The organism is Plesiomonas sp. (genome assembly GCF_051650925.1).
GTDB lineage: Bacteria > Pseudomonadota > Gammaproteobacteria > Enterobacterales > CAMTGL01 > Plesiomonas.
Window position 1 is genome coordinate 1 of sequence record NZ_JBOFRH010000049.1, and the last position, 5,320, is coordinate 5,320.

At 43.1% G+C, this 5,320-nt stretch carries 3 protein-coding genes; 2 read left to right on the forward strand and 1 reads right to left on the reverse strand.

The genetic code is table 11. From position 1 onward, the window contains the following. The first annotated feature begins 508 nt into the window (after positions 1–508). Positions 509–2,143, forward strand: a complete 1,635-nt coding sequence (gene ldtD / locus ACRC27_RS01235) for a L,D-transpeptidase (RefSeq protein ID WP_438638954.1) — start codon at positions 509–511, stop codon at positions 2,141–2,143. Positions 2,144–2,571: 428 nt separating this feature from the next. Further along, positions 2,572–3,132 carry a DUF882 domain-containing protein gene (locus ACRC27_RS01240; RefSeq protein WP_438623374.1) on the forward strand — a complete coding sequence of 187 codons (561 nt, stop codon included), beginning with the start codon at positions 2,572–2,574 and terminating at the stop codon, positions 3,130–3,132. Between the two features lie 145 nt (positions 3,133–3,277). On the opposite strand, the gene ACRC27_RS01245 is transcribed toward ACRC27_RS01240, so the two are convergent. Then, positions 3,278–5,023 carry a GNAT family N-acyltransferase gene (locus ACRC27_RS01245; RefSeq protein ID WP_438623373.1) on the reverse strand — a complete coding sequence of 582 codons (1,746 nt, stop codon included), beginning with the start codon at positions 5,021–5,023 and terminating at the stop codon, positions 3,278–3,280. Between the last annotated feature and the right edge of the window lie 297 nt (positions 5,024–5,320).

The following is a 5,320-nucleotide window of genomic DNA, read 5'->3' on the forward strand; positions in this document are numbered from 1 at the left end:
GCCGATACCGATGTGCCTACCGATAGTCGGGTACAAGATACGCACACCGAAATATCTGATGCTGTTGAAATTGAAGATGCGCTTTAGGTGATATGTTTAAGATGAACGCTGATTTGAGTGGCCGCTATTTGTAAGCTACCTATGCGTACTCTTGTACACGGCACTGTTATACATCAGCGCTTGGTATTGCATATGGCATCATGAGCCCTTGAAATCGCATCATAAATTGTAAAAAAAAGCCAGACATGATATTGCATTGTGTCTGGCTTTTATATTTTATGTATTGATTTTTTTTATTTTATGATTAGGCGTGAGTTTTACGTTAATTAATGTGACGAACAATAGATCAGCTTCGATGATCAATGTATGCTTTTTTATCCTATATTCTAATAACATGAATTTTGTACACGACAACATCATGAGCTTTGAGGCAGATGTTCGGTGTTGTGGAAGCAGTGGTGCTGGTGTACAAAAAAGCGCTAACGAAAATAAAAAGAGTTGAATTTACATGAACTCATCAAAAGTCACTCAAACACTTGGTTGTTTACTGCTGACAGTCTTGTTGGTGCAACCTCTGGTGGCTACAGCAGCCAGTGTTGATGCTGTAAATACAAGCAGCAATACAAAAATCACACGTATTGATCAGGTTTTGCCTGCCAGTATCGTACTCGCTTTTCCTCGGCAGATAAGTAAGTTATATACCGCAAGTAACATGCAGCCTTTGTGGCAAAATCAGCAAGTGAAAGATGCCTTCTTGTTGCAACTGAATGAACTAGCGCTGGCAGGCGTCAGCCCGCGTTTTACCCTGTGGGTAAAAGAGATCAGTAATCCTAACTTGCCCGATATGGCAAAAGATATCGTGATCTCAGATGCCATGCTGGGGTATTTAAGTTACGTTGATCAAATCAAAGCAAAGGGTGATAGCTGGCTCTATGCAAAAGCCAATCCAGTCGTGTTGGCCGCGCCGAATGAAAAACGGGTAATGCAGTGGTTGAAAGCGCAAGATAATGGTACCGATTTAGCCTTTATTCAAAGCCTTGCACCACAAAACCGCCAATATGCCTTGATGCAAAAAGCCTTAGCACGCTTAATCCATGAAAGCAGCGAAGGCTGGCCGCAGTTGGGGAGTGGCCCATCACTGCGTCCGGGCGATTACAGCCCTGAAGTCATCGTACTTGACCGCATTTTGCAGTTGACCGGTGATCTTTCGGGTAATGTGGCCGATATTAGCGGTGATCTGTACAGCGGTGCTCGTGTTGAGGCGGTAGAGAATTTTCAGCGTCAACATGGTTTGGCCGCTGATGGCGTGATTGGCCCACGTACCCGTTTTTGGCTAAACCAAGACCCGCAAACGCGTGCTGCACTGCTGGCGTTGAATATGCAACGTTTACGCCTGCTACCAGCAGAAAAAGTTAACGGAATCTGGGTTAATATTCCTGACTACCATTTAGCGTATTACCGCGATGGTAAAGAGATCCTCGATTCTAAAGTGATTGTTGGTCGTCCGAGCCGTAAAACCCCGTTTATGCATAGCCAACTGAATAACGTGGTATTAAACCCGCCGTGGACAGTGCCAGATCGTCTGATTCGTGAAGATTTGATTCCAAAAATTAAACGAGATCCAAGCTATTTGGCTAAACATGGCTACGTCATTTTGAGTGACTGGACCAATGAAGCGTATGAGATTTCACCGTATGATATTGATTGGTCAAGAATGTCAGAAAAGAACTTTCCGTATCGCTTAAAACAGGCGCCAGGTGACGATAACTCTTTGGGCCGTTATAAGTTCAATATGCCGAATGCTGAAGCCATTTATTTGCACGATACACCGGCCAAAGGTTTATTCGGTAAAGATATTCGGGCACTGAGTTCAGGCTGTATTCGCGTGAATAAAGCCGCACAACTGGCTGATATGCTGCTCAAAGATGTAGGTTGGAATCAAGAGCGAGTCAGTTCTACCTTGGGTAAAGGTAAAACAACCTATGTGCCAATTCGTGAGCGTGTACCGGTACAGATCTATTACCTGTCATCATGGGTAGCAGACAACGGGCAAGTACAGTACCGAACAGATGTGTATGATTACGATAAAGTGACCCGCGCAAGTGCACTTATCCGTGACAATTTACGTGCACTGATCAACTGATTACCGTGTAATCTTAGGTTGTAAGATAAGAGAGCAGAAATGCTCTCTTTTTTTGTCTCTTTTTACCTATTCCTACCCATTTCCGGCAATTTTTTTAAAGGAAGAGGGCAAGTGAGCACACTACAGGGTCGACCTGAAATTGAAGCTGGTCGACAAAATAACAAAAAAAAGAGCGAACACTGTCATGTCAGACTGAATATGCGATATTTCCCCTTTTTGGTATTTCTTTAGTGATAAAGCTCACGAAAACAGCAATGGAAAAGAATAAAAAAGTAAACGGGATGTCTGACTTGTGTGATATGTAAAAGGATCTGTCAGATCTTTGTGCCTGCACAGAGGTTGACTAGCTTTGTCATGCCAGTTAAGGTTCACGCTGCTGCTATTTATAGCGTTTGTTTATAATTAACCGGATAGTAATCACTAAAATTATGCAAAATCTTGAGCAAGGGATTGATCACAGTCGTCGTAAGTGGCTTGCTTTAGGTGGTGTAGTGCTAGGTTGCTCACTACTACCCGGGCAGGCTTGGGCATCACTCTCAACATCTAAACCCAAAGTGCTGACACTGAGTAATATCAATACCGGAGAAAAAGTCAAAGCTGAGTTCTTTGATGGTAAAAACTATGTTTCTGAAGAGCTCACCCGTTTAAACTTTTTGCTGCGTGATTACCGAGCGAATCAGGTAACAAAAATAGACAAGAAGCTGTTCGAACAGTTATATCGAGTGCAACTGATGCTGGGCACTAAAGGTGAAATTCAGCTGATCTCAGGTTACCGCTCACCAAAGACGAACAAAAATCTGCGTCAACGCTCAAGTGGGGTGGCAAAACACAGCTACCATACATTGGCGCGTGCGGTTGATTTTCGTATCGAAGGTGCATCATTGAGCCATGTGCGTAAAGCTGCATTGAAAATGCGCGCTGGTGGTGTGGGTTACTATCCAAAAAGTAACTTTGTACACATTGATACCGGCCCTGTACGTACATGGTAAGCATGTAATACGGTTTTAGTCACCTCTGCTAGAAAAATAAAGCCCTGTGTTGAGAGTACAGAGGGCTTTGTTTTTTCTTGCTTTGTCTTGTTTTGTTTTGTTTTGTTTTGTTTCTATCCCTATCTGTATAACTCAATGTTTTGTATTACTCACGCAAGGCGTGATTATCGGATTGATGGTGAACATCAATATAACGTTGCCGCTTTTTAGCTTTAATTTTGGTTGTATCGATTAACACTAGCCCATCAATACAATCGGCAAAATCAGGATCAGTCCCAAAATCTAAAAACTGCACGCCGCCAGGCTCACAAAGTTCACTGTATTGTTTATACAGTGTTGGGATCTGCACACCAAAGTGGTGTAGCAGCAGTTTGAGGGTAGTTAAATCCTGCAGATAATCATGACCATTAAAGTGTTGTTGTAGCTCTTTTTGCAGATCACTGGTCAGTTCATACGGTCTGCGAGATCGCGCTACCGGATGATCGGCTGCAAAATAGGTTTGGTAGAAATACACCAGCAAATTCTTGGCTTCTGGTGGCATACCGTTACTGATACTTACCGGGCCAAACAGATAGCGAAATTGCGGGTTTTTCGCTAAAAAAGCCCCGATTCCCATCCATAAATAGTCAAGGCTGCGTAATCCCCAGTAACGCGGTTGTACAAAACTGCGGCCTAACTCTAGCCCTTGCTGCAAAATAGGTGTCATGCCTTCATCATAATGAAACAGCGAGTGCGTGTAGATACCTTCTAAGCCTTTTTCCTGTAGCGTTGTTGCCGTATCACATAAACGGTAAGCACCTACAATCTCAAGCTCATGGTCATCCCATAACACAATGTGTAGATAGTGTTTATCGTATCCATCAATATCATAGCGCTGACCAGAGCCTTCACCTACAGCACGAAACGACAGCTCGCGTAAGCGGCCTATTTCCCGCATAACCGGTGAATTGGGCTGATAACGGTACAAATAGATCTTCTTGCCATCATTGCTGACACCTAATGCTTCACAGGCAAAAATGGCTTGGCGCAGTGTCTGACGATTTTCAGGGTGCGCAATTGCAATCTCAGTCGGTAAAACACCACTTTTATCATGACCGATGAGGTAAAGGTGTTTACGAAATAGCTTGATGCGTGTTTTCAGTGGAAGGTGGCAAAGTGAATGGTAATGGCGATAGGGGATTGGCGCCCCGATACGCACATGAATTGCTTTATGGGCTTGGTTAAACATCTCTTGCACAAGCAGCAGGGTAGACAATGGTTTGTACACCATAGAAGTACCGTAGAAAACGGCTGAATTTCTGCCGGTGATATGAATCGGGATCACCGGTGCTTGTGCTCGACTGGCTATCCGTAAAAAACCACTGTGCCAGAGCGTATCTTGAATGCCATTGGGCCGTAATCTGGATACTTCACCCGCAGGAAAAATAATCAGTGCGCCTTCTTGTTCTAACCATTGATGAATGTGGCTCAGATTTTCTTTGGGAGTTCGACCACCCATATTATTCACCGGCAGCAGCAGTGAAGCTAATGGTGCAATTTGTAGCAACATATCATTAGCTATTATTTTGACATCAGGTCTCGTTTTTCCAATTAAGTTTAACAAGGATAAACCATCGAGTGATCCGATAGGGTGGTTTGCAATGAAAACAACACGTCCGGTTACGGGAATGTTTTCAAGCTGGCTCGGGTTCACCACAGTACTAAAATCAAAGTAATTAAGTACTTGCTCAACAAATTGAAAACCGGTAACGCTGGGGTAATCATGTGCGAATGAGTGTAAATCTTGTTCATGCAGCAGGTTTTTGAGTACCGCACTCACTGGGCGGTAAAGCCATGTGTGCTGCGGGAGTGTCGGTATATACTTGTTTAAAACATCATCCACATTAATCATCCCAAAGCTCCATAACTATCGGCATTGATGGATATTTTTACGTTATAAATATGACATGGCCGTTAATATTACCGAGATTTTTGTTGCTGTGGTGGAATGTAAACACTCCTTAACAAAATGCTGGGATTAATTATTTAATCTCATGATTTTTATGATAAAAAAAGATGAAATCGAATGTGTCAAACAATAATCATTAGCTTGTCATAAAATGTATGTTGCAAGGCATACGTTTGAGTGATGAGATGAGCTGTAACGGGTATACGAGATCGGATTGATAGGGAAATCAGGCCGTAAGAG

Bases quoted from the DNA above. Each gene is read 5' to 3' on its own strand.
- ldtD (WP_438638954.1), top strand. From the start codon at position 509: ATGAACTCATCAAAAGTCACTCAAACACTTGGTTGTTTACTGCTGACA.
- ACRC27_RS01240 (WP_438623374.1), top strand. From the start codon at position 2,572: ATGCAAAATCTTGAGCAAGGGATTGATCACAGTCGTCGTAAGTGGCTT.
- ACRC27_RS01245 (WP_438623373.1), bottom strand. From the start codon at position 5,023: ATGATTAATGTGGATGATGTTTTAAACAAGTATATACCGACACTCCCG.